The sequence below is a fragment of the Streptacidiphilus sp. BW17 genome (assembly GCF_041262485.1).
Taxonomy (GTDB): Bacteria; Actinomycetota; Actinomycetes; order Streptomycetales; family Streptomycetaceae; genus Streptacidiphilus.
Window position 1 is genome coordinate 20,068 of record NZ_JBGCCR010000013.1, and the last position, 21,679, is coordinate 41,746.

The following is a 21,679-nucleotide window of genomic DNA, read 5'->3' on the forward strand; positions in this document are numbered from 1 at the left end:
GAGGGCGCACGGGATGATGGAGCCAGCATCCGAGCGGCGAGCTGAGGCGCAGCGCAGCGAAGCCGAAGCGGAGCGCGACAAAGGGCCCGAGCGGCGAGCTGAGGCGCAGCGCAGCGGAGCGGAAGCGGAGCGCGACAAAGGGCCCGAGCGGACGGAGCCGGAGAGTCCGCAGGCGATGCGGTCCCGGCTGGAGGAGACCGGCTACCTCGTGGACGAGGGCCTGGCCGTCGCCTGCTTCCTCGCCGTGCGGCTGCACCGGCCGGTCTTCTGCGAGGGTGACGCCGGGACCGGCAAGACCGCCCTGGCGTCCGCCCTCGCCCAGGCCCTCGACGCGCCGCTGATCCGACTCCAGTGCTACGAGGGCATCGACGCCGCCCAGGCGCTCTACGACTGGGACTTCCCACGGCAGTTGCTGCACCTCAAGGTCGCCGAGGCGGGCGGCGCGGCCGGCGCTCCCGATGCCGAACTGTTGGAGGACCAGCTCTACAGCCCGCGTTTCCTCATCGCCCGTCCGCTGCTGCGCGCGCTGACGACCTGGCCGTCGGTGCTGCTGGTCGACGAGATCGACCGCGCGGACGAGGAGTTCGAGGCACTGCTGCTGGAGCTGCTGTCGGAATGGACGGTGACCGTCCCGGAGTTGGGCACGCTGCGCGGCGAACGGCCTCCCGTCGTGGTGCTGACGTCCAACCGCACGCGCGAGGTCCACGACGCGCTCAAGCGGCGCTGCCTTTACCACTGGTTCGACCACCCGGACTTCGCCCGCGAGGTCGCCATCGTCCGGCGACGGCTGCCGGAGGTGACGGAACGCCTGGCGGTCGAAGTCACGCACGCCGTACGGGCATTGCGCGCCCGCGACCTGCTCAAGCCGCCGGGCGTGGCGGAGACGTTGGACTGGGCGGAGGCGCTGCACGCACTCGGCGCGACGGCGTTGGACGCGGAGTCGGCGACGGCGACGCTGGGCGCGGTCCTCAAGTACCACGAGGACATCGAGCAGGCGCGCAGCCTCGACCTGACGGCGCTGCTCGCGGGCGCGGCGTCCGGCGGTGCGCCGTGACCTGCCCGGTCGCGACGGTCGACGCACCGCCGTCTCCCGGCCTCCCCGCCGAGTTCACCGCCTGCGCCGCGACCTCCGCCGTCGTCGGGTTCGTCCGGACGCTGCGCGCGGCCGGGGTGGACGTCGCCCCGGGGCAGGTGCGCGGGTTCCTGAGTGCGCTGGACGTCCTCGGACCGGCGCTGCGACGGGACGTGTACTGGGCGGGACGGCTCACCCTCTGCGGTGACCGGGACGACCTCGACCGCTACGACCGCGTCTTCTCCGCGTACTTCGGTGTTCGCGCACGCGGCGTGGACGGCCGACGTCCGCTGCCGCTGCGGCCACGGCCGCGCCTGTCCGTCGGCGTCGAACCGACCGGCGACGGTGAGCCCTCGCCTGCCGTCGACCGGCCGCTGGCCGCGCTGGCCAGTTCGGCGGAGGTGCTGCGGCACCGGGACATCGCGGCGACGACCGACGCCGAGCGCGCCCAACTCCGCCGCCTGCTCGCCGCCCTGGCCCTCGACGGCGAGACCCGCCGCACCGCGCGCCGCCGCCCGTCCCGGCGCACTCGCGGTGAGGTGGACGTCCGCCGCACCATGCGTGACCTGCTGCGCCACGGCGGCGAACCGGTCCGCCTGCTGCGCCGCACCCGCGTGCGCACACCGCGCCGCGTGGTGCTGTTGGTCGACGTCAGCGGGTCGATGGCCCCCTACGCCGACGCGCTGCTGCGCTTCGCCCACGCCGCTCGCACCGCCGCTCGCACCGCCGGGCCCGCGGCTTCAGCTACCGAGGTGTTCACCCTCGGCACCCGACTCACCCGCGTCACCAGCCACCTGACACACCGTCAACCCGAGCTGGCCATGGCCACGCTGAGCCGCGCCGTGCCGGACTGGAGCGGCGGGACGCGGCTCGGCGAGACGCTGCAGGCGTTCCTGGGCGGCTGGGGCCGGCGCGGCATGGCCCGGGGGGCGGTGGTGGTCCTGCTCTCCGACGGCTGGGAGCGCGGCGACCCGGCCGTCCTGGCGACGCAGATGCAGCGGCTGCACCGGCTCGCACACCGGGTCGTCTGGGCCAACCCCCGCAAGGGACAGCCGGGTTACGCGCCGCTGGCGGCGGGCATGGCGGCGGCGCTGCCGAGCGTGGACGTGTTCGTCGAGGGGCACAGCCTCGCGGCCCTTACGCACCTGGCCGCCGTGGTGAGAGGAGCGGCTGATGCGTGAGATCCTGCCCGCGCTGCGGCGCTGGTACGCGGCGGGCGCGGAGTTCGGTCTGGCCACGGTCGTCGGGGTGACTCGCAGCGCGCCCCGTGCGCCGGGCGCGGCGATGGCGGTCGGACCGGGCGACGAGGTCGTCGGCAGCGTCTCGGGCGGCTGCGTCGAGGGCGCGGTCTTCGAGCTGGCCCAGGAGGTCGTCCGCACCGGCCGGGCCCGGCTTGCGACCTTCGGCTACAGCGACGACGACGCCTTCGCCGTCGGGCTGACCTGCGGCGGTGAGATCACCCTCCTGGTCCGGCCGGTCTCGGCCGCGCTGGACCCCGCGTTCGGCGCGGTGGCCGAGTCCGTGGCCGAGCAACGGCCGGTCGCGTTGGCAACCGTGCTGGCAGCGCCCGACGACACCACTGTCGGCTCGGTCCTCGCCGTCTGGCCCGACCGCGTCGAGGGGTCGCTGGGTGCAGGGCCACTGGGCGCGGAGGGACTGGACGCCGCCGTCACCGCCGACGCGCGCGGCGAGCTGGCGCAGGGCGTCACCGCGCAGCGCCACTACGGCCCGAACGGCGAGCGCCGGATGGATCAGGTGACCGTCTTCCTCGAGTCGTTCGCTCCCCCGCCGCGGCTGCTGGTCTTCGGTGCGATCGACTTCGCCGCCGCCGTCGCCGACCTCGGGGCCTTTCTCGGCTACCGGGTGACGGTCTGCGACGCCCGCCCGGTCTTCGCCACCGCGCGTCGGTTCCCGCCGCAGGTCGAGGTGGTCGTCGACTGGCCGCACCGCTACCTGGCGTCGATCGCGGAGACGGAGGTGAGCCGGTCGACCGCCATCTGCGTGCTCACCCACGACCCGAAGTTCGACGTCCCGCTGCTGGAGGTCGCGCTGCGCACGCCCGCCACGTACATCGGCGTCATGGGCAGCCGCCGCACCCACGAGGACCGGCTCGCACGACTGCGCGACGCCGGCGTCGACGACGCCGCACTGGCCCGGCTGCGCGCGCCCATCGGCCTGGACCTGGGCGCGCGGACGCCCGAGGAGGTGGCGGTCTCGATCGCGGCGGAGATCGTTTCCACCCGCTGGGGCGGCACCGGCACCGCGCTCTCCGCCACGACCGGCGCCGTCCACGGCCCGGCCCCGCACGCGCAACCGCCCGCGAACGCGCCGACCAGCGCGAGGAGTTGACCATGCAGCTGCACCACGTGACAACCGTCCCCGCCCCCACGGACGAGGTGTGGCGCGCGCTCGGCGAGATCGAGGACCTTGCGCCGTGCCTGCCCGGAGCAGCCGTCGACCATGTGGACCGTGCTGATCACGACACCGTCTACGGCTCGATGACGGTCAAGGTCGGCCCGATCACCGTCGCCTACCGGGGCCGCGCCGTCGTCGACGAACGCGACGACGCGCACCACCGCATGCTCGTCCACGCCTCCGGTCGCGAACAGCGCGGCGCGGGAACGGCGCAGGCGACACTGGTGGTCGCGGTCCACGAACAGTCACCGGGCACGACGGAGCTGGACGTCGATACCGACCTGACCATCACCGGCCGCCCGGCCCAGTTCGGACGCGGCGTCATGGCCGACATCGGCGACCGCGTCATCGCCGAGTTCGCCGACCGGCTCTCGGCCCAACTCGCCTCGGCCACAGCCGCTCCCGCTGCCGTTCCAGCAACCGAGGAGGCACCGGCCGCCACGACCGAAGCCAAGGTAGCGGCTGAGGTCGAAGCCGACGCCACCGTCGAGAACGAAGCCGAGCCCGCGCCGCCGCCCAAGCTCGGCAGCGACGAGGCCCTCGATCTCGGCCCGATCCTGCTCCCCGTCGTGCGCCGCGCGGCCCTGCTCGCGGCGTTCGCGTTGGCGCTGGCGATCGCGGAGCGTCAGCTGCGCCGCGCAATCGCGCGCAGGCGGCGCTGACCGCCGTTGACGGCCGTTGGCGGCCGTTGAGTTGACGACAGGCCCTACACCCGATCCAGCCAGCGCAGGGCGAACCAGAGCTCCATACGGGTCTGCGGGTCGTCCAGGTCCGAGTCGAGAAGCGCGGCGACACGCGTGACGCGCTGGCGGACGGTGTTGCGGTGGACGCCGAGAGCCGCCGCCGTGCGGTCCCAACTGCCGTGCGCGGACAGCCAACCGTGCAGGGTCTCCACAAGGACGTCGGCTCCCGGCGGCCCGGCCGTCAGCAAGGGGGCGAGTAGGTGCCGGGCCTGCGCCCGGGCCTCGTCGGGGTCGACCAGCGAGTGCACGCCGTTCTGCGCTCGGGGGTGCCGAACCGTCCGGCGGTCGGTGGCCAGCGCGCGGTGGAGGGCGCGCTCGGCCTGCGCAGCCGCCGCGCGCAGGTCCGCGGTCCCGGCCGGTGCGCTCACGCCGAGGGTCCAACCGAGCCGGACAGCGTCGGGGAAGTCCTCGAAGACCTCCGCCTCGCCGGTCGGCATGCGGTCCTCCGCCGTTGTCGGCAACGGGATCACCGCGCGCAGGGTGTCGCCGTCGACCTCCAGGCAGGCCGTGCCCAGCGCCGTCCCGAGCGCCGCCAGGTGGACGCGCGCCGACCGCGCCGAGCCGTCCGCCCGCGCGGCGGAGCTGCGTCCCGCCACCACCGACCAGCGTGCCGCCGATGCGTCGCCCGACGGATGAAGCAGCGCGGCGAGTTCCGCCGGTCCGGCTCCCAGCAGGGCACGCAACAGCGCACCGGCCGTGGGTCCGTCGGCGCCGAGTGCATGCCGGGGACCGGTCAGCAGGGAGAGCAGCACGACGCCCATCCCGGCGACGGACCGGTCCACCGAGGTCTGGCGTCCTGCGGTGACCAGCGCCAACTGGAGCGCGCCGCTGCTCTCGGCGCCCGGCACGGTGTGCAGGATGAGCTGCGCCTCGCCCACGTGCTCGACGGCCGCCTCGGGGACCCGGCCTCCGGCCGCGCGGAGGCGTCCCCGCTCACGGGCGAGGGCAAGCAGGCGCTGCCGCGCGCTGTCGGCGGGGTGCGAGCCGCAGGCGACGAGCTCGTGACCGTCGCCGTCGAGCAGCGCCGTCCATGCTCCGAGGTGCCCGGCCAACTGCCGCAGCACCGACTCGACGGCGTCGGGTCGCGACGCGGCAGCGGCCAGGTCGGACTGGGCGCGCGACATCCGGCGCAGCTCCCGGCTGCGGGCCTCGGCCATGGCGAGGTGGACCACGCGGGACACCGCGACGAAGGGCGTCTCAGGCGGCACCAGCAACAGTGGCAGGCCCCAGTGGGCACAGGCGGCGAGCAGCTCCGGGGGCACCTCGTCGTGGACAGGCGCGAGGCCGAAGCCGAGGGCCGCCACTCCCGCGCGGACCAGGCGCTCCACGTAGGCGTCCAACTCGGCGTGCCCGGTGCCGAGATGGCGTCCGGCGGTCAGCAGCAGCTCTCCGCCGAGCAGGTACCGGCTGGGATCCTCCCACTCCGAGGTGTGCACCATCGCGACCTCGCGGTCCTCGACCGGTCCGGCCACCTGACGCACGCCGAGCCCGGCGTCGGACAGGACGACGTCCAGCGGGACCGCCGTCAGTCCGGCGAACGCCGGGGAATCAGCCGGGGGATGTGCGGGCATGCCATGCCCCTTCCGGGTCGATGTCGCGTTCCGGGTCGCATTCGCGGGCGAACCTGTGTGCAGACCATCCAGCTGAGCTCGCGGGAATGGAGGAAACCTACACTTCCTCGCTGCTCGGCGGCAGCCCTAGGTTCTTCCGCAGACCCCCAACTCCCCCACAGCTGGACCGCCACCCCCGGGCGGTCGGATCGGAGGCCTGCATGGCTGTCGACTACGTGGTGATCGTCGCCTATCTGGTCGGAATCGTCGGCGTCGGCTGGTGGGGCGGACGCCGCGCCCGTTCCAGGAGCGACTTCCTGGTGGCCGGACGCCGCCTCGGCCCGACCATGTACACCGGGACGATGGCCGCCGTCGTCCTCGGCGGCGCCTCCACCATCGGCGGCGTCCGCCTCGGCTACACCTACGGGATCTCCGGCGCGTGGATGGTCTTCGCCATCGGCCTCGGTCTGCTCGCCCTGAGCGTCTTCTTCTCCGGCCGGATAGCCCGGCTGAAGGTCTACACCGTCGCCGAGATGCTGTCGCTGCGCTACGGCGACGCGGCCAGCGTGATCTCCGGCGTGGTGATGTGGATGTACACGCTGATGCTCGCGGTGACCTCCACCATCGCCTACGCCAGCGTCTTCGACGTGCTCTTCGACATCCCGCGCTGGGCCGCCATCGTCATCGGCGGCGCGATCGTCGTGGGCTACTCGGCCCTCGGCGGCATGTGGTCGATCACCCTGACGGACATGGTGCAGTTCGTCGTCAAGAGCGTCGGCGTGCTGCTGCTCCTGCTGCCACTGGCCGTGATCAAGGCGGGCGGATTCGGCCGGATGGAGGCGCGGCTGCCGCACGGGTTCTTCTCCCCCACCTCGATCGGCGGGCAGACGATCTTCACCTACGTGCTGATCTACACCTTCGGCATGCTGATCGGCCAGGACATCTGGCAGCGCGTGTTCACCGCCCGCAGCGACAGGGTCGCCGCCTTCGGCGGCACGGTGGCGGGCGTCTACTGCCTCGTCTACGCACTCGCCGGGGCGGTGATCGGGACCGCGACCAGGGCGCTCTATCCCACCCTGCCCGGCGCGGACAGCGCGTTCGCGACCATCGTCAAGAACGCCCTGCCGCCCGGGGTCAAGGGCCTGGTTCTGGCCGCGGCGCTGTCGGCGATGATGTCGACCGCGAGCGGTGCGCTGATCGCCTCCGCGACCGTGGCCGAGAACGACATCTGGCGCCGCGTCAGCCGACGCCGGAACGCCCGCCCAACGGACGGAACGGCCGTCGCCGAGCGGGACGAGGTGCGGTCCAACCGTGTCTTCATCCTCGTCCTCGGCGTCGCCGCGACCGTCGTCGCCTGCCTGCTCAGCGATGTCGTCTCCGCCCTGACCGTCGCCTACAACCTGCTGGTCGGCGGCCTGCTGGTGCCCATCCTCGGCGGGCTGGTGTGGCGGCGCGGCAACCTCCAGGGAGCGCTCGCGTCCATCATCGTGGGCGGGTGCACGGTGATCGTGCTGATGGTCACCAAGGGAGTGCTCGCGAACGAGCCGATCTACTACGGCCTCGGCATCAGTCTCCTCGCCTACGTCGTGGTCAGCCTGCTGACGCCGGCTCCGGACGCGGCCAGGCTGGATGCCTGGCGGCGCAGGATCGCCGGTGAGACCACCTCGGTGGACCCGACAACGGCCGCGGACGGCCGACCGGCCGCAGCATCTGCCGCCTGACCGGCCGCACACACCACGCAAGCTGATCGAAAGGAACCTGAGTGAACACCACCGGACCGCGCGGCAACGCCACCCCGTCGCGCGCCGCGCGCTTCGGCGGCGACCTGGTGGTCGAGTCCCTGACCGCGCTCGGCGCGGACAGTGTGCTCGGCCTGCCGGGACAGCACGCCCTCGGCCTCTTCGACGCCCTCGGCCGCAGCCGACTGCGCTACCTGGGCCTGCGGGTCGAGAACAACGCCGGTTTCGCCGCAGACGGCTTCGCCCGACTCCGTGGCACCGTGGCACCACTGCTGCTCTCCACCGGGCCGGGCGCGCTGACCTCGCTGGCGGCGCTGCAGGAGGCGGCCGCCGCGTCCGTTCCGGTGCTGGCGATCAGCAGCCAGATCCCCTCGGCCGGGCTCGGCGGCCGACGCTGCGGCTACCTGCACGAACTCGTCGACCAGCAGGCGAGCTTCCGGGACGTGGTGAAGTCCGTCCACACCCCGCGCAGCGCGTCGCAGATCCCTTCCGCGATCGCGGCGGCGTGGGAGTCGGCGCTGGCCGTGCCGTACGGCCCGGTCTGGGTGGAGATCCCTCAGGACGTGCTGCTCGCGCCGACCGAGGTACCGCCGGTGCGCGACCTGCGTGCCGAGCCCCGGGCCGTGCAGCCGCGTGCCGAGCTGGTCGCCGAGGCTGCCGCGCTGCTCGCGGCGTCCGAGCGGCCCGCGATCCTCGCAGGTGGCGGCGTGGTGAGGGCCGAGGGCGGCGAACAGCTGCGGGAGCTCGCGGAGTTGCTGCGCGCGCCGGTCGCCTGCACGTTCGGCGGCAAGGGCGCGTTCCCGTGGGAGCACCCGCTCTCGCTGCAGTCCTGGCTTGAGGACCGGCACACCACCGAGTTGCTGGAGGACGCGGACGTGCTGCTGGTCGTCGGCTCCGGGCTCGGCGAACTGTCCACCAACTACCGCACCTTCGCCCCGCGCGGCCGGATCGTCCAGATCGAGGCCGACGCGGGCAAGCTGGAGTCCAACCATCCGGCCTTCGGCATCCACGCGGACGCCGCCCTCGCACTGTCGGCGCTGTGCCGCGCGGTGCCCCAACGGCCCGCCGACGGCCGGGCGGAGGCGCGGGCGGCCGGGCTGCTCAAGCAGGTGCGCGAGCGGATCGACGGCCAGGGGCTGGAGTTGGAGCAGCAGATCCTGACCGCCGTACGCGACGCGCTGCCGGACGAGGCCCCGGCGTTCTTCGACATGACGATCCTCGGCTACTGGGCCTGGTCGGCCTGGGACGCGCGGCGGCCGGGCGCCATGCAGTCCGCCCAGGGCGCGGGTGGTCTCGGCTACGCGTACCCGGCCGCGCTCGGTGCGGCCTGGGCGCTCAACCCCGACGGGACCGGTGCGGCGCAGCGTCCCGTCCTGGCCGTCTCGGGCGACGGCGGCGCGATGTACTCCCTCGCCGAGTTGGCCACCGCGCGCCAGCACGACCTCCCCGTGACCTGGCTGATCGTGGACGACGGCGGCTACGGCATCCTGCGCGAGTACATGACCGACTCCTTCGGTGCCGCAGTCGGGACCGAGCTCGCCCGCCCGGACTTCGTCCGCCTGGCCGAGTCCTTCGGTGTCCCGGCCGTCGCCACCACCCCGGAGCGCCTGGCCAAGGACCTCGCCGCAGCCCTGGCCGCGCCCGGCCCGTCCGTGGTGGTCCTCCCCGCCACGCTGCGGATGTTCGCGCCGACGCACCTGGACGAGCCGGACTGCTGAGCGTCGTCCGACGCGCCGCGGTGATCGGGGTGATCAGGCAAGTGAGCCGGAGGAGCCGGCCTGCGCCTGGTCCCCGACGGCCGAACGGCTCCCGCCGTAGGAGGCGACCAGCGCGTCCGCGACAGCCGACGCGTCCGCATCGGCCACGTCAGCCGGGTACTCCGGCAGCAGGTCGTCCCAGACCGGCAGCCACGACCCGAACAGCTGTGCCTGTCCCTCGGGCCTGGCGAAGAACCAGATGTGCAGGTGCGCGGCGCCGTCCCCGATCCGGTAGACGTGCGCCCGCGAGATGTGCGGCAGCGCCTGGATGTGCCGGACGACGTGCGTGGTGAGCACCCCGAGTTCGGCGGCCAGTTCGTCGGAGAGCTCCGCCATGTCGCAGTGCTCGCGCGGGTACAGCATCAGCACCAGCGGCACACCGACGCCCGGGATCCTGGCCAGCCGCCAACGCTCGTTGAACCAGATCCCCTCGTCCCGGGCGCGGCAGTCGCCGCAGTCGGCCGGGTCCTCGCCGTGCCGGTCCGGCTCGGGCAGAACCGGCGGGCGCAGCGGCGAGACCCGCAGCCCGTCCTGCTCGAACGGGCTGATGCCCCAACCGGTCATCCGTGCCAGGGGAAGCCGGCCCTCGTCGTCAGCGGCGGCACGGGCGCGGTCGTAGAACTCTTCGGGTCTCAAAGCCATGATCGGGAGAGTAGCGTCGATCAGTCGTGTGCGGTCTGCATATCGGACTGATCACTCGCATGGCCCGAGCCTGCGCTGCGACCGCGCACCAGCGGCAGGAAGACCTCGTCGACGATCTCCACCAGCACCTCGTCCGGCACGGCCGGGACGCCGCGCGTCACGTACTCGTTGCGCAGCAGCGCCGTCGGCGCACCGGCGACCCGTGGATGGAGCGCCTCCGGGGCTGCCTCGCCGCGCGCGACGGCGCGGCCGAGGACCGTGAGCCAGGCGGCGTCGAGCCCACCCAAGCTCCCGTCACCACTGCTGCTGCTCGCCGACGGATCGCGCAGCTCGGCGAGGAGTTCAGGGACGCCGCCGGCGGCGGCGATCAGCCCGCGCAGGATCTCGCCGTAGGGCGAGGACCAGGTGGTGTTCGCGCGGCGCAGCAGCTCAAGCGCGTCGCCGCGCAGCGTTCCGGTGTCGGGCAGAACCGGCTCGGCCGCGGCGAGGCGACGGTAGGCGGCGACGCCCAGGGCGACGCGGTTGGGCCAACGGCGGTAGAGGGCGTTCTTGTTGGTACCGGCACGGCGGGCGACCTCGTCCATGGTCAGCCCGGCGACCCCGGACTCGGTCAGCACCTCCGCCGCCGCCTGCAGGATCGCCTCCTCCAGCTCCGCCCCACGCCGCCGCGTCGCGCGGTCTCCCTCGCTCACTCCCGCGTCCCTTCCGCCGTTCCTACGGCACGGATCGTACGCCGACACCCGCTTCGGTTTAGAGTACGGTACGTACCGTACCTATTCCCCGAGGGCAGGACTTCCGCATGCGCGCGTTCGGCATCAACTACGACACCGGCTTCACCAGCGCCGGAACGACTACCCACGAACCCTTCGACGAGGCCGTCGTCGGCCGAGAGATGCGGATCATCCGCGACGAGCTGCGCTGCGACGCCGTCCGCATCACCGGCGGCGACCGCGACCGCCTGGAGATCGCCGCCCGCCACGCCGCCCGTGCGGGGCTGGAGGTCTGGTACTGCCCCTTCACCAACGGCCTCACCCAGGCCGAGCTGCTCGACTTCCTCACGGACAGCGCCGAACGCGCCGAGAAGCTCCGCCTCGACGGCGCGGACGTCGTCTTCCTCACCGGCTCGGAGATCTCCCTCTTCACCGACGGCTTCCTGCCCGGCGACACCTTCTCCGAGCGCGCGGGCGTCCTCGCCGACCCGCAGCAACTGCGCACCAGACTGGGCACGTTGCCCGCGCTCGTCAACACCTTCCTGCGCGAGGCCGTCGACGCCGTGCGGGCCCGCTTCGGCGGGCGGATCGGCTACGCGTCGCTGCCCTTCGAGGGCGTGGACTGGACCCCGTTCGACATCGTCGCCTCCGACGCCGGCTACCGCGACGCCCACAACGCCGACCAGCTCGACCGCGGCATCCGCGCCCTCTGCTCCCACGGAAAGCCCGCCGCTGTCACCGAGTTCGGCTGCGTGACCTACCGCGGCGCGGCCGACGTCGGCTCACGTGGCGACTCCGTGCTCGCCTGGGGGGACGACGCCCGCCCGGTCGGGTTCACCTCCCAGGTCACGCGCGACGAACAGGAGCAGGCGACCTACCTGCTCGAACTCCTCGACACCTTCGACCGATCGGAGCTCGACGCCGCCTTCGTCTACACACTCGCCCGCTACGACCTCCCGCATGCGGAGGACACCCCGGACCGCGACTTCGACCTCGCCTCCTCCGGCGTCGTCAAGGTCCTCCCCGACGGCGGCACCGGCGCCACGTTCTCGGGCGTGCCCTGGGAGCCGAAGGCCGCCTTCCATGCCCTGGCCGAGTACGGCCGTCGGCGCTCCAGCGAGGAAGTGCCCTCGTGATGCGCGACGCCGTGCTCGACCGGGCCGACGCGGTACGCGGCTCTGCCGCCGGTGCGACCCATGGTTGACCGGGCTCACCGACCACCGAGGTGATCAGGGACGGGGTGGCGTGGCGGTGGTCGGTCCGGACGACTTCACGCTGCCGGCGATCGCCGCACTGATCGCCGTCAGGGTGCTGAAGATGATCGCCAGTCCGTTGGCGACACCAGCGCCCCCGTCGAAGCCGAAGACGAACTGAAGGTGAGCGCCGAAGTCCTCACCCTGCAGTGGCGCCACCAGGAGGATCGCCAATATGTAGAGCACGCAGAGCGCGCACAGCGTCCACGCGCCGGCAATCCTGCGGGCGAATGCGAACCCCGCTGGGACCAACAGCACCCCGCCGCCGAGGAGACCGAAGGCCACGTTCTCCAATGCCGGGCTGAACCCGGCATCGGCCGCCCAGTGGGCGCCGAGGAAGTTGTACACCCCGAACCAGACAAGCATGGCGGCGGTGAGCAGCGCCGTACTTCCGGCGATCATCGCTGCCACAGAATTGGCCCTCGCCTTGGGCAGCGCCGGACGCGGGCTCGGCCCGCCACCCCACGGTGCGGGCGCCCCGACGGGAAGGACGCCGGGCCCGGCCGGCGCGAACCCCGGTGCCAACGCGGGTGCCTGCGCGGGCGCGGGCGCGGGCGGCTGACTGTCGACGTGTGTCGGCACGTACGCGGCCCCACCGGTCCGCGCCACCTCCTCCAGCGCCGCCAACGCCTGCGCCGCCCCGACCCGCCGGGCCGGATCCTTCGTCAAAAGCGCCGTAAGGACCGCCCCCAGACCCTCCGCACGCAACGCAGGACGCGGCATCCCGGTCACCACCGCGATACACAACGCCGTGAACGTCTCGGCACTGAACGGCGGCTCCCCCTCCACCGCGCAGTACAACGTCGCCCCCAGCGACCACAAGTCCGTCGCAGGCGTAGGAGGCTGACCCGAAAGCTGCTCAGGCGCCATATACGCCGGCGTACCGATGAGCGTCCCGGTATGGGTCAGCGCCATCGTGGAATCCACCATGTGCGCGATACCGAAGTCAGTGATGACCACCCGATCATCCACCAGCAACACGTTGTCAGGCTTCAGATCACGATGGATGATCCCGGCCGCGTGAGCACGACTCAGCGCGCGCAGCATCGCCGCACCGATCCCCGCGACCCGCCGCACCGGCCCACCACCAACACCACAGAGCACGCCCCCGGCCCACCAGACAGACGATCAGCGCCACCGGTCACCCGGCCGGGACGGGAGCGCGCCGCCGGCAGCTCCTGTTTGAACAGTGGCTACCCTGGGGCGATGTGATCCGACTGCGCACGCACGAGCACCTCCCGGGCCACGCCGCACGACTGAGGTCGCTCGGCTGCGGGAGAGCGAACGGCGCAGAGCAGCCGTGGCTGATGGGCCACCAGATCTGACGGGGGACAACGGGGATGCGCGACGACTCAGAAGCTCTGCATCCGGCCATCCGACGCAGTACGGCGATCCGAGCCGTGCTCGGCGTCGGGCTGTGGCCGGTCGTGCTGGCCGACTCAGTGGTGCGGTGCCTGACGGGCGACTCCTGGAGCTCCACCGTCGATGCGTTGGCCTTCGTCGCACTCGCGACCGTCGCCTACGTGGGACTCGGCATACCCGTCGCCGCCACGGTTCCCCGCTGGGAGCGCTGGGCGGCGACCGCCATGACGGTCGGCCTCGTCGTCGACGTGGCCCTGCGCGCTCCTCGCCTGCGCGACGATCTCGCCCTCGGCGATGCCGTCCTGCCGGCGATGGCCGTGATGCTCGCCGTCGTTGCCCTGGCCGATCGACGGGACCGCCTCGGCGGCCGTTCCTCCACTCTCCACTGGCCTTTGGGGGAAGGGGACTGGCAGATCGTCGAAGGCAACGGCCGACTGCTGAACCACCACTGGACCGTCCCTGCCCAGCGCGGTGCCTTCGACATCGTCGGCCGCGCCCACGACGGGCGGTCCAGCCGCGTGCTGTTCCCGCGACGGCTGGGCGACTACCCGATATACCGCGTCCCTGTCCTCGCCCCGGCCGACGGCACCATCGTCATCACCCGAGACACCTACCCCGACCACCCCACGGCCGGCTCGCATCCGGCGGGCAACCACGTGGTCATCGACACCGGCCAGGAGCGCATCCTGCTCGCCCATCTCGCTCCGGGCTCGGTCAGGCACACCCCCGGGGACCGCGTCCACGCGGGAGAGGAGCTCGGCCTGGTCGGCTCGTCCGGCAACTCCACCGAACCGCACCTGCACATCCACGCCGTCCGCGACGGCGCACCGCTCACCCTCGTCTTCCGCGACGCGCCCGGCGGCCACCGCCGTGGAGCCCGGGTGCGGGTGCAAAACGAAAAGCGAGAGGATCGACCACCTCTCGCCACTCTCAAGATATAGCGCATGGGGGGCCTTGCGGCAAGGCCCCCTCTGTGGCGCACAATCGTCGACCTACCGCCAGTACCTGCGGATATGGGAGTTTCACCCCGTGCGTCCACGCTTGACCGCCGTTGCCACCACCGCCAGCGCCTTCGACCTCCCCGACCGCCTCTCCGCCAAGGCCGACCCGACCCTGATCGCCGCCGACGAGCAGCACTTCGCCGCGATCGCCGAAAGCCTCGACGCGGCGATCGCCGACGTCGCAGGCCGTCTGGACGCTGCCCTCAAGGCCCCCGGCGGGGCCGGGCGGGCCGCGATGGACCGGGACGCGGAGGTCCACCGGCTGACCGGTCGGCTGCGCGCGCTGCGGCGCTTCGGCCTGGACCTCTGTCTCGGGCACATCGTCCCCGCAGACGATGCAGCGGACGCGGAGCCCGTCTACGTCGGACGGCTCGGCCTCACCGACAGCGAGGGCCGTCGGCTGCTGCTCGACTGGCGCTCCCCCGCCGCCGAGCCGTTCTTCGCCGCGACCCACGCCAACCCGATGGGACTGGCCAGCCGCCGTCGCTACCGCTGGACACGCGGCCGGATCACCGACTACTGGGACGAGGTGTTCACCGCCGACTGGCTCGACGGGCGCGCCGCGCTCGACGACCAGTCGGCGTTCATCGCCAGCCTGGGCAGCACCCGTTCGCCGAAGATGCGGGACGTGCTCGCCACCATCCAGGCCGACCAGGACGCGATCATCCGTGCGAGCTCGCGCCGCGCGCTGGTCGTCGACGGCGGTCCGGGTACCGGCAAGACCGTGGTCGCGCTGCACCGCTCCGCGTACCTGCTCTACTCCGACCCGCGCCTGGGTCACCGGCGCGGCGGCGTGCTGTTCGTCGGCCCGCACCAGCCCTACCTGAACTACGTCTCCGACGTCCTCCCCAGCCTCGGCGAAGAGGGCGTGCAGACCTGCACCCTGCGCGACCTGGTCGCCGAGGGCGCCGACGCACCCGCCGAAACCGACCCGGAGGTGGCGCGGCTGAAGTCCTCCGCGGGCATGGTCAAGGGGATCGAGCAGGCCGTCGGCATCTACGAGGAGCCGCCCACCGAGGGCATGACGGTCTCCACGGACTGGGCCGACGTCCGCATCACCCCCGACGACTGGGCGGACGCGTTCCGCGCGCCCACGCCCGGCACGCCGCACAACGAGGCGCGCGACCAGATCTGGGAGGAACTGGCCACCCTCCTCATGGAGAGGCTCGGCATGGTCGACGACCTGGACGGGCCCAGCGTCCCGCCGGAGGCGTTCCGCAGGTCGCTGCTCCGGGACGAGGAGCTGGTCACCACCCTCCACCGCGCCTGGCCGCTGCTCGAACCGACCGACCTGGTCGGCGACCTGTGGACGGTCCCGGCCTATCTGCGACTCTGCGCGCCCTGGCTCAGCCGCGACGAGATCCGGACGCTGCAGCGCGAGGACGCACAGGCCTGGACCGTCTCCGACCTGCCGCTGCTGGACGCCGCGCGCCGACGGCTCGGCGACCCGGAGGCGGAACGCCGCAAGCGGCGGCACGACGCCGTCGTCGCCGCCGAGCGCGCGCGGATGGCCGACGTCATCAAGGACGTGTTGGAGGCCGACGACGACCACGAAGGCGCGGTGACCATGCTGCACGGCCAGGATCTGAAGGACACCCTGGTCGACGAGTCCGCCCTGCCCGCCGCCGACCCGGACCGGCTGGCCGGCACCTTCGCGCACATCGTCGTCGACGAGGCCCAGGAACTGACCGACGCCGAGTGGCAGATGCTGCTGCAGCGCTGCCCGTCGCGCAGCTTCACCATCGTGGGCGACCGGGCGCAGGCCCGGCACGGATTCACCGAGTCGTGGGAGGAACGGCTGGCACGGATCGGGCTCGACCGCGTCGACATCGCCTCGCTGAGCGTCAACTACCGGACCCCGGAGGAGGTCATGACGGAGGCGGAGCCCGTGATCCGCGCCGCACTCCCGGACGCCAACGTGCCGACGTCGGTCCGCAGCAGCGGGATCCCGGTCGCCCACGGAACGGCTGCGGAGCTGGAGTCGGTCCTCGGCACCTGGCTGGCCGCGCACAACGAGGGCGTCGCCTGCGTCATCAGCATGGACGAGCCCACGGCGGCCGAACGACCGCGCGTGCGGTGGTTGACGCCGGAGCTGTCGAAGGGCCTGGAGTTCGACCTCGTCGTCGTGCTCGACCCCGCCTCCTTCGGTGACGGCATCGAGGGGGCGGTCGACCGCTACGTCGCGATGACCCGCGCGACGCAGCAACTCGTGATCCTCACCAGCTCTTGATGTGGCGTCATGTCAGTTCACAGAGGCACAGGCACGTCATATCCGATCTTCGCGTTCAACAAGTGACCCCGACAGCCGGGGACTCATAAGCAGCCGTTTCCAAAAGCCCATGTCAGCAGGGCATTCGCAACTGGTCCAGACCTTGTGTCGCGCAAACCATTGACGGTGCCATGACTTCAAGAGTTCAATCGTCGGGCCCCGCTCCCCGAGCGAAAGGTCCCCCACATGTCCCTTCCCTGGCACCGGCGCGGCCGAAGTCGACTCTGGCTCCTGGCCGCAGCCACCGTGCTGTGCCAACTCACGCTGGGCGCAGTGGCTCTGGCTCCGGCCTCAGCCGCTGCGGCCCCCGCCGTCACCGTCGGCGCGACCGGCCAGATCACCGGCTACGGCGGCCTGTGTCTGGACGACCGCTCCGCGTCCACCGCCAACCTCAACCCGATCCAGGTCTACACGTGCAACGGCAGCGCCGCGCAGCAGTGGACGGTCGGCTCGGGCAACACCCTTCAGGTGCTGGGCAAGTGTCTGGACGTCAACAGCGGCGGAACCGCCAACGGCACCACCGTGGACCTCTACGACTGCAACGGCACCGGCGCCCAGGTCTGGGAGCCGCAGACCAACGGCTCCCTGCTGAACCCGCAGTCGGGCAGGTGCCTGGACGACACCAACTGGTCCACCACGCCCGGCACCCAGGCCCAGATCTGGGACTGCGGCGGCACCGCCAACCAGCAGTGGACGCTGCCGACCACGAACACGACCAGCAACCCCTTCGGCCCCAACGTGCTGGTCTTCGACCCCTCCGAGTCCGCGGCCACGATCCAGAGCCAACTCGACTCCGTCTACAGCCAGCAGCAGTCGAACCAGTTCGGCAGCAGCCGATACGCCCTGCTGTTCAAGCCGGGCAGCTACAACGTCAATGTCAACGTCGGCTTCTACACCCAGGTCCTCGGGCTCGGAGCGTCGCCCGACGACACCACCATCACCGGCGGCGTCAACGCCGACGCGCAGTGGAACGGCGGCAACGCCACCGAGAACTTCTGGCGCGGGGTGGAGAACCTGGACATCGCGCCCTCGTCCGGCAGCACCAAGTGGGCCGTGTCCCAGGCCTCGCCGATGCGCCGCGTGCACGTCCAGGGCAATGTCGTCCTCGACGACAACGGCGGCTGGTCCAGCGGCGGCTTCTTCGGTGACTCCAAGTTCGACGGCCAGGTCAACTCGGGCTCGCAGCAGCAGTGGCTCTCCCGCAACGACGAGTTCGGCAGTTGGACCGGCTCCAACTGGAACATGGTCTTCGTCGGCGACTCGGGCGCGCCCGCGCAGAGCTTCCCCACCCCGCCCGACACCACCGTCGCCCAGACGCCGACCAGCGTCGAGAAGCCGTATCTGACGGTCGACTCCTCGGGCAACTACAGCGTCTTCGTGCCGTCCCCGCGCACCAACTCCACCGGCACCGACTGGAGCAACGGGCAGACGACGCCCGGAACCTCACTGCCCCTCAGCGCCTTCTACATCGCCACCCCGTCCGACACCTCGGCCACCCTGAACGCCGCGCTGGCCGCGGGCAAGAACCTGATCTTCACGCCCGGCGTCTACCAGCTCACCGACACCCTCCAGGTGACCCGCCCCGACACGGTCCTCCTGGGCCTCGGTCTGGCCACGCTGGAGGCCGACAACGGCGTCACCGCCATCTCCACCGCCGACGTCGGCGGCGTCCGGATCGCCGGCCTGATCGTCGACGCGGGCGCCACGAACTCGCCCTCGCTGATGCAGATCGGCCCGGCAGGCGCCTCCGCCGACCACTCCGCCGACCCGAACGTGCTCTCCGACGTCTACTTCCGCGTCGGCGGCGCGGCGGTCGGCAAGGCGAGCCAGACGCTGGTGGTCAACAACAACTCCACCATCGGCGACAACCTGTGGCTCTGGCGCGCGGACCACGGCAACGGCGTGGGCTGGACCTCCAACACCGCCGCCAACGGCCTGGTCGTCAACGGCACCGACGTGACGATGTACGGGCTCGCCGTGGAGCACTACCAGCAGTACCAGGTGCGGTGGAACGCCAACGGCGGCCGGACCTACTTCTACCAGTCCGAGATGCCCTACGACCCGCCGGACCAGGCGAGTTGGATGAACGGCGGCAGCGACGGCTGGGCCTCCTACGAGGTCGCGCCGGGCGTCACCGACCACCAGGCCTACGGCCTGGGCGTCTACTGCTACTTCAACGTCAACCCGAGCGAGGTCGCCGACCACGCCATCGAGGTCCCGGACACCTCGGGCGTCGCGTTGCACGACGCCATGGACGTCTCCCTGGGCGGCACGGGCACGATCGACCACATCGTCAACGGCACGGGCGCGACCGTGAACAGCAGCTCGACGGTCGCGGACCTGACCAGCTATCCCTGATCCGGCTCCGCTCCCTCACCATCGCCTGCCGGGCGTCGGAGTCCGACGCCTCCGACGCCCGGCAGGTCCTCGGATGGGGAGAACGTGTCGAGGCCGCTGAACAGCGGGAGGCGGTACAGGGGCGGCGGCTGGCCGGGCAGGCCCATCCGTTCCCAGGCCAGACAAACGGTGCGGCGGTACAGCTGCCGGGCCCGCAGGAACAGCAGCAGCGCGAGCGGCAACTCCACCAGACACGCGGCGGCCACGCTGCCCCAGACGCCGCGGGTGCCCCAGTCGAGCGTGATGTCGAACCACGCGTCGCACAGGAGCAGGGTCCCGGCGACGACGGAGAGCGGAATGAGCAGCTGCCGCCGCAGCCAGGCCGCCAGGCCGGTACCGGTGAGCGACAGCAGCAAGAGCACGTCGAACCCGACCCACGCGGCCGACCAGTGCCGCGCCTCGAACTGGTCCGGCAGCGAGAACGCCAGGTAGACCGTCCAGGGCACCAGCACGACCACGCACAGCGCCAGGAACCGCAACGCCCGCCGCCGCCTCCGCGCAGCGGTCTCCGACAGCACCGGCCGCAGCCTGCTGCCTCCCGTGCGGGAGGTCCCGGCCGATGCGGAGCACTCTGCCGATGCGGACGTTCCTGCCGATGCGGAGGTCTGCTCGTCCATCGCCCGACTCCCTGCTGTGCGCTGCACCGGGACCGTCCCAGGATACGAAGCCCACGGTCGGAAAAGCGCATGCGGCCGTCCACGACCCGTGCCACGCTCCACCGATGAATCGTGACCGGATCTCCCGACTTGCCCATACTGATCACCCGATCGCCGCTCCGCTCGACGACGATGCGGTGCGCCTGCTGCTGGAACAGGCGGTGCCCCGCGAGGACGTGCGGGTGCTCGACCTCGGCTGCGGGGGCGCGGAGTGGCTGCTGCGTGCGCTCGGCGCGTATCCGCGGCTCCACGCCGAGGGGGTCGACCTCTCCGAGGCGTCGCTGGCGGACGCCCGGGACGCCGCACGCGCGCTCGGCGTGGCGGACCGCCTGGCGCTGCACCACACCGACGCCGCCGATTTCACCGCGACCCAGCCGTTCGACCTGGTGCTGAGCGTGGGCGCCACGCACGCCTTCGGCGGCCTGCTGCCGACGCTGGCGGCGGCGCGCAAGCACCTGGCACCCGGCGGGCGGGTGCTGGTCGGCGACGGCATCTGGGAGAGCGAGCCCTCCCCGGAGGCCGTCGCGATGCTCGGCGACTTCGCCGACCTCGCGACCACCGTGGACCGCGTCGTCGCCGACGGCTGGACCCCCGTGCACGGCCACGTCAGCACCCGTCGCGAACTCGACGCGTACGAGTGGCACTGGACGGGCGCCCTGGCCTCCTGGGCGCTGGAACACCCCGCCGACCCCGACAGCGCCACCGCACTGGCAGCCGCCGCGACCCACCGCGACGAGTGGCTCCGCGTCTACCGCGACTGCTTCGGCTTCGTCTGCCTGGTCCTGCGCCCGACACCCGCGTGACCGCGGCGGCTACCCTCCCGCCGTGGCCGCCGCACATCCGCCGCTCCCGACTGCCTGCCGCACCGCCCCGCACACCGCCCGGCACACCACCCGCGCGCCCGGCGTGATCACGTCCTGACGTTCGCTGCGTGTTCACGTCCGGGTTGCCGGTGACAACTCTTCCGTTTCCAGCGTTGCTTCACGGTTCTAACCACTGTTACTTTTCACTTGTGCTGGAGCGGACATGTCTCTTCGAACTGCCATGGGTGCGCGTAGATCCTCGATCGGCGTCGTCGCCGCCGCGGGTCTGGTGATGGCTGTGGTTTCCGGCTGCGGGTCGAGCACGGGCACGAGTGCGAGCACCGGTGGCAGCGCTGCCGCGTCGGGCGCGCCGGTGCCGCTGGTCGTCTACTCGGCCCAGGGCTACGACTCGGCCATGACCACCGCCTTCCAGAAGGCGACCGGTATCCCCACCAAGCTCGTCGACGACAGCACCGGCCCGCTGCTGGCCCGCGTGCAGGCCGAGCGCGGCAACCCCCAGTGGGGTGTGCTGTGGGTGGACGGCGACGAGGCGTTCGCCTCGATGGACCAGGCGGGCATGCTGGTCAAGGGCTTCGAGCCGAACGTCCAGCTCAACGCCGCCGGTCAGGCCGTCGTCCCGAAGGACCAGAGCTACGTGCCGACCGGTCTGACCGTCACCGCGGCCGTCGTCTACGACGCGTCCAAGACGCCGAACCCGCCGACCAGTTGGCAGGCGCTGCTCACCTCCGCCTGGAAGGGCGAGGTCGGCATGAACGACCCGTCCGTCTCCGGTCCCACCTACCCGTTCGTCGCGGGCATGTTCAACCAGCTCGGCGGTGACAGCCAGGGCCAGGCGTTCTACAGCTCGCTCAAGTCCAACGGTCTGCACATCTACCAGACCAACGGCGACACCCTGCACGCGCTGCAGACCGGCCAGATCAAGGTCGCGCTGATCCAGAGCTCGGCCGGTATCGCCGCCGGGACCAAGGACAAGAACATCAAGACCACCTACCTGCCCAAGGTGACCTCGCTCCCGAGCGTCATCGGCATCGACGCCAAGGTGTCGTCCCAGGAGCAGGCGGAGGCCGAGAAGTTCGCGGACTTCGTGCTCAGCGCCCAGGGCCAGAAGGTCATGCTGAGCGGCGACCCCAACGGCGACTCGCTGTTCTGGCCGATCGTCCAGGGCGTCTCCCCTGAGGCGGCGCTGCCCGCCCTGTCCACGGTGCCGACCCAGGCGATCGACCCGTACACCTGGGGTCCCAAGGAAGGCACCGTCAACACCTGGTTCACCAACACGATCGTCCACTGAC

Annotated in this window: 17 protein-coding genes; 12 read left to right on the top strand and 5 right to left on the bottom strand. The window is 72.1% G+C overall.

Going from position 1 to position 21,679, the window contains the following annotated elements; genetic code table 11:
• Nucleotides 1-16 precede the first annotated feature (16 nt).
• From ABH940_RS17900 to ABH940_RS17915, 4 genes are read left to right on the top strand one after another with little or no spacing between them, the layout of a single operon-like run.
• Nucleotides 17-1,054, top strand: a complete 1,038-nt coding sequence (locus ABH940_RS17900; protein ID WP_370105766.1) for an AAA family ATPase — start codon at nt 17-19, stop codon at nt 1,052-1,054.
• Entirely contained in the window at nt 1,051-2,253 is a 1,203-nt protein-coding gene (locus tag ABH940_RS17905; protein ID WP_370065987.1) for a VWA domain-containing protein, read from the top strand. The genes ABH940_RS17900 and ABH940_RS17905 overlap by 4 nt, the downstream gene beginning before the upstream one ends.
• The gene (locus ABH940_RS17910; RefSeq protein ID WP_370105692.1) at nt 2,246-3,421 is read left to right on the top strand and encodes an XdhC family protein; all 1,176 of its coding nucleotides are present in this window, start codon (nt 2,246-2,248) and stop codon (nt 3,419-3,421) included. The genes ABH940_RS17905 and ABH940_RS17910 overlap by 8 nt, the downstream gene beginning before the upstream one ends.
• 2 nt (nt 3,422-3,423) lie before the next feature.
• On the top strand, nt 3,424-4,149 hold the full coding sequence (locus tag ABH940_RS17915; protein ID WP_370105693.1) for an SRPBCC family protein: 726 nt from the start codon (nt 3,424-3,426) through the stop codon (nt 4,147-4,149).
• 44 nt (nt 4,150-4,193) lie between these two features.
• On the opposite strand, the gene ABH940_RS17920 is transcribed toward ABH940_RS17915, so the two are convergent.
• Complete coding sequence (locus ABH940_RS17920) at nt 4,194-5,801, bottom strand: PucR family transcriptional regulator (protein WP_370105694.1); 1,608 nt, start codon at nt 5,799-5,801, stop codon at nt 4,194-4,196.
• A 200-nt stretch (nt 5,802-6,001) separates the two neighbouring features.
• Between ABH940_RS17920 and ABH940_RS17925 the strand changes: the two genes are divergently transcribed.
• Both ABH940_RS17925 and ABH940_RS17930 read left to right on the top strand, forming a co-directional pair.
• Complete coding sequence (locus ABH940_RS17925) at nt 6,002-7,501, top strand: sodium:solute symporter (RefSeq protein WP_370105695.1); 1,500 nt, start codon at nt 6,002-6,004, stop codon at nt 7,499-7,501.
• A gap of 41 nt (nt 7,502-7,542) precedes the next feature.
• Nucleotides 7,543-9,237, top strand: coding sequence for a thiamine pyrophosphate-binding protein (locus tag ABH940_RS17930; RefSeq protein ID WP_370105696.1), 1,695 nt, complete (start codon nt 7,543-7,545; stop codon nt 9,235-9,237).
• Nucleotides 9,238-9,270: 33 nt separating this feature from the next.
• Here the strand turns inward: ABH940_RS17930 and ABH940_RS17935 are convergent, their stop codons facing one another.
• The gene (locus tag ABH940_RS17935) at nt 9,271-9,918 is read right to left on the bottom strand and encodes a hypothetical protein (RefSeq protein WP_370065975.1); all 648 of its coding nucleotides are present in this window, start codon (nt 9,916-9,918) and stop codon (nt 9,271-9,273) included.
• A 20-nt stretch (nt 9,919-9,938) separates the two neighbouring features.
• Complete coding sequence (locus ABH940_RS17940; RefSeq protein WP_370065973.1) at nt 9,939-10,610, bottom strand: TetR/AcrR family transcriptional regulator; 672 nt, start codon at nt 10,608-10,610, stop codon at nt 9,939-9,941.
• A gap of 107 nt (nt 10,611-10,717) precedes the next feature.
• Between ABH940_RS17940 and ABH940_RS17945 the strand changes: the two genes are divergently transcribed.
• The gene (locus ABH940_RS17945; RefSeq protein ID WP_370105697.1) at nt 10,718-11,764 is read left to right on the top strand and encodes a hypothetical protein; all 1,047 of its coding nucleotides are present in this window, start codon (nt 10,718-10,720) and stop codon (nt 11,762-11,764) included.
• 93 nt (nt 11,765-11,857) lie between these two features.
• Here the strand turns inward: ABH940_RS17945 and ABH940_RS17950 are convergent, their stop codons facing one another.
• A complete protein-coding gene (locus ABH940_RS17950; protein WP_370065969.1) occupies nt 11,858-12,928 on the bottom strand; it encodes a protein kinase in 1,071 nt (356 codons plus the stop codon).
• A gap of 293 nt (nt 12,929-13,221) precedes the next feature.
• On the opposite strand from ABH940_RS17950, the gene ABH940_RS17955 reads away from it, so the two are divergent.
• The 3 genes from ABH940_RS17955 (at nt 13,222) to ABH940_RS17965 (ending at nt 18,871) form a co-directional block, all read left to right on the top strand.
• Entirely contained in the window at nt 13,222-14,184 is a 963-nt protein-coding gene (locus tag ABH940_RS17955; protein ID WP_370105698.1) for a M23 family metallopeptidase, read from the top strand.
• 88 nt (nt 14,185-14,272) lie between these two features.
• Nucleotides 14,273-16,474 carry an RNA polymerase recycling motor ATPase HelR gene (helR, locus tag ABH940_RS17960; protein WP_370105699.1) on the top strand — a complete coding sequence of 734 codons (2,202 nt, stop codon included), beginning with the start codon at nt 14,273-14,275 and terminating at the stop codon, nt 16,472-16,474.
• Between the two features lie 225 nt (nt 16,475-16,699).
• A complete protein-coding gene (locus tag ABH940_RS17965) occupies nt 16,700-18,871 on the top strand; it encodes a ricin-type beta-trefoil lectin domain protein (RefSeq protein WP_370105700.1) in 2,172 nt (723 codons plus the stop codon).
• Here the strand turns inward: ABH940_RS17965 and ABH940_RS17970 are convergent.
• Entirely contained in the window at nt 18,862-19,527 is a 666-nt protein-coding gene (locus ABH940_RS17970) for a hypothetical protein (RefSeq protein WP_370065961.1), read from the bottom strand. The genes ABH940_RS17965 and ABH940_RS17970 overlap by 10 nt on opposite strands.
• Before the next feature lie 104 nt (nt 19,528-19,631).
• Here ABH940_RS17970 and ABH940_RS17975 point away from each other — a divergent pair, with 104 nt between their 5' ends.
• Nucleotides 19,632-20,369 carry a cyclopropane-fatty-acyl-phospholipid synthase family protein gene (locus ABH940_RS17975; protein WP_370065959.1) on the top strand — a complete coding sequence of 246 codons (738 nt, stop codon included), beginning with the start codon at nt 19,632-19,634 and terminating at the stop codon, nt 20,367-20,369.
• Between the two features lie 223 nt (nt 20,370-20,592).
• Nucleotides 20,593-21,678: an ABC transporter substrate-binding protein gene (locus ABH940_RS17980; protein ID WP_370065957.1), complete on the top strand. Its 1,086-nt coding sequence runs from the start codon at nt 20,593-20,595 to the stop codon at nt 21,676-21,678.
• Nucleotide 21,679 lies beyond the last annotated feature (1 nt).

Coding starts and splice junctions, on each gene's coding strand:
- ABH940_RS17980 (WP_370065957.1), top strand. CDS start 20,593: ATGTCTCTTCGAACTGCCATGGGTGCGCGTAGATCCTCGATCGGCGTC.
- ABH940_RS17970 (WP_370065961.1), bottom strand. CDS start 19,527: ATGGACGAGCAGACCTCCGCATCGGCAGGAACGTCCGCATCGGCAGAG.
- ABH940_RS17965 (WP_370105700.1), top strand. CDS start 16,700: ATGTCCCTTCCCTGGCACCGGCGCGGCCGAAGTCGACTCTGGCTCCTG.
- ABH940_RS17920 (WP_370105694.1), bottom strand. CDS start 5,801: ATGCCCGCACATCCCCCGGCTGATTCCCCGGCGTTCGCCGGACTGACG.
- ABH940_RS17955 (WP_370105698.1), top strand. CDS start 13,222: ATGCGCGACGACTCAGAAGCTCTGCATCCGGCCATCCGACGCAGTACG.
- ABH940_RS17925 (WP_370105695.1), top strand. CDS start 6,002: ATGGCTGTCGACTACGTGGTGATCGTCGCCTATCTGGTCGGAATCGTC.
- ABH940_RS17975 (WP_370065959.1), top strand. CDS start 19,632: ATGAATCGTGACCGGATCTCCCGACTTGCCCATACTGATCACCCGATC.
- ABH940_RS17900 (WP_370105766.1), top strand. CDS start 17: ATGGAGCCAGCATCCGAGCGGCGAGCTGAGGCGCAGCGCAGCGAAGCC.
- ABH940_RS17950 (WP_370065969.1), bottom strand. CDS start 12,928: ATGCTGCGCGCGCTGAGTCGTGCTCACGCGGCCGGGATCATCCATCGT.
- ABH940_RS17915 (WP_370105693.1), top strand. CDS start 3,424: ATGCAGCTGCACCACGTGACAACCGTCCCCGCCCCCACGGACGAGGTG.
- ABH940_RS17945 (WP_370105697.1), top strand. CDS start 10,718: ATGCGCGCGTTCGGCATCAACTACGACACCGGCTTCACCAGCGCCGGA.
- ABH940_RS17910 (WP_370105692.1), top strand. CDS start 2,246: ATGCGTGAGATCCTGCCCGCGCTGCGGCGCTGGTACGCGGCGGGCGCG.
- ABH940_RS17935 (WP_370065975.1), bottom strand. CDS start 9,918: ATGGCTTTGAGACCCGAAGAGTTCTACGACCGCGCCCGTGCCGCCGCT.